The 2113-nt window shown below is 67.5% G+C and carries 2 protein-coding genes and 1 pseudogene; all 3 read left to right on the forward strand.

From position 1 onward, the window contains the following. Positions 1-44 precede the first annotated feature (44 nt). Positions 45-551 (forward strand): peptidylprolyl isomerase, encoded by a 507-nt coding sequence (locus tag AACZ35_RS13950; RefSeq protein WP_188662857.1) that lies wholly within the window; start codon positions 45-47, stop codon positions 549-551. 99 nt (positions 552-650) lie between these two features. After that, positions 651-1763 carry an aminotransferase class I/II-fold pyridoxal phosphate-dependent enzyme gene (locus AACZ35_RS13955; RefSeq protein ID WP_339830323.1) on the forward strand — a complete coding sequence of 371 codons (1113 nt, stop codon included), beginning with the start codon at positions 651-653 and terminating at the stop codon, positions 1761-1763. A gap of 9 nt (positions 1764-1772) precedes the next feature. Beyond that, positions 1773-2113: pseudogene (locus AACZ35_RS13960) on the forward strand (malate dehydrogenase); the annotation flags it as partial.

Here is a 2113-nt window from a genome sequence, read left to right on the forward strand (position 1 = left end):
CCGGCCTGCCGGGCCCCGCCCGGCCACCCGCACCGGAGCCATCCATGTCCCTGACCGCCGTTTTCACCACTTCCCGCGGCCCGATCCGCGTCAAGCTGCACGCCGACCAGGCGCCGCTGACCGTCGCCAACTTCGTCAACCTGGCCCAGCGCGGCTTCTACGACGGCCTCAGCTTCCACCGCGTCATTCCCGATTTCATGATCCAGGGCGGCTGCCCGCGCGGCACCGGCACCGGCAATCCGGGCTACCGCTTCGAGGACGAGTGCCGTCCGGAACTGCGCCACGACAAGCCCGGCGTGCTGTCCATGGCCAACGCCGGCCCGGGCACCAACGGCAGCCAGTTCTTCATTACCCACGTCGCCACCCCCTGGCTGGACGGCAAGCACACCGTGTTCGGTGAAGTGCTGGGTGCCGACGACCAGGCCGTGGTCGACGCCGTTCGCGGTGGCGACAAGATCGAGAGCCTGAAGATCGAAGGCGACACCGCCCCGCTGCTGGCCGCCCAGGCCGACCGCGTGGCCGAGTGGAACAAGGCGCTCGACGCCGCCTGATCCGGGCCGGGCAGGGCGGCGGGGCAGGCGCCCCGGAAGGGCCGCATGGTATCCTTCCGGGGTTTCCCATCCCGCCACCCACACCCCGCGAGGATCGTGATGCCCCAGCTCGCCAAGCGCATGGGCCGTGCCAAGCCCAGTGCCATCATGGCCGTCGCCGAAAAGGCGAAGAAGCTCAAGGCCGAAGGCCGCGACATCGTCAGCTTCTCCATCGGCGTACCCAACTTCCTGCCCGGCGAGCACGTCTACGCCGCCGCCCGCGAGGCGCTTGAAAAGGACAGCGGCCAGTACGGCTCCAACCGCGGTTCCGACGCCCTGCTCGACGCCTTCCTGCACCACCTCGACGGCCTGGGCCTCACCGGTTACACGCGCCTGAACTGCGCCACCGGCATCGGCGCAAAGCACATCCTGTACAACCTGGCCGAGGCCCTGCTCGACGAAGGCGACACCATCGCCTACGCCGTGCCGTACTGGACCACCTACGCCGACATCGCCGAAGTGCTGGACGCGAAGATCCTCGAGCTGCCGTGCCCGGCCAGCCAGGACTACAAGCTCACCCCGGCGCAGCTCGACGCGGCGCTGGCGACCAAGCCCAAGGTGTTCCTGTTCAACAACCCGAACAACCCGACCGGCATGGTCTACACCCGCGAGGAAATCGCGGCGCTGGCCGACGTCATCGCCAGACACCCGGATACCTGGGTGATCACCGACGACATCTACAACACCATGGTCTTCGACGGCTTGGGCTATCACAACTTCGTGCAGGCCCGTCCCGAGCTGCGCGAGCGCGTGGTGTTCGTGGATTCGCTGTCCAAGACCTATGGCATGCCCGGCTGGCGCGTCGGCTTCATGGCCGGCCCCGAGGTCGTGGCCAAGGCGGTGACGGTGCTCAACTCCACCCACATCACCAACCTGCCCGAAGTCGTCACCGCCGCCGCCGTGGCCGCGCTGACCGGCCCGCAGGACGTGCCCACCGGCAAGTGCGCCGAGTTCCAGGCCAAGCGCGACATGGTGGTGGACACCATGAACGCCATCCCGGGCGTCATCTGCCCGAAGCCGCAGGGTGCGTTCTACGTGTTCCCCGACATCAGCTGCGCCTTCGGCAAGTCGCACAAGGGCGTGAAGATCGCCAACGACGTCGATTTCTGCCCGACCGAGCAGCTGCCCAAGGGCCTGCAGCGGATCCAGGAATTTTTCGCCGAACTTTCGTAAGGAGCCTCCATGAAAACCCCCGTCCGTGTTGCCGTCACCGGCGCCGCTGGCCAGATCGGCTATTCCCTGCTGTTCCGCATCGCCTCGGGCGAAATGCTGGGCAAGGACCAGCCGGTCATCCTGCAGATGCTTGAACTGCCGATGGAAAAGGCCCAGGCCGCGCTCAAGGGCGTGATGATGGAGCTTGAAGACTGCGCCTTCCCGCTGCTGGCCGGCATGGTCGGCACCGACGACCCGATGGTCGCCTTCAAGGACGCCGACGTGGCCCTGCTGGTCGGCGCCATGCCGCGCGGCCCGGGCATGGAGCGCAAGGACCTGCTGCTCAAGAACGCCGAAATCTTCACCGTGCA

The sequence above is a fragment of the uncultured Arenimonas sp. genome, from assembly GCF_963976025.1.
Classification (GTDB): domain Bacteria; phylum Pseudomonadota; class Gammaproteobacteria; order Xanthomonadales; family Xanthomonadaceae; genus Arenimonas.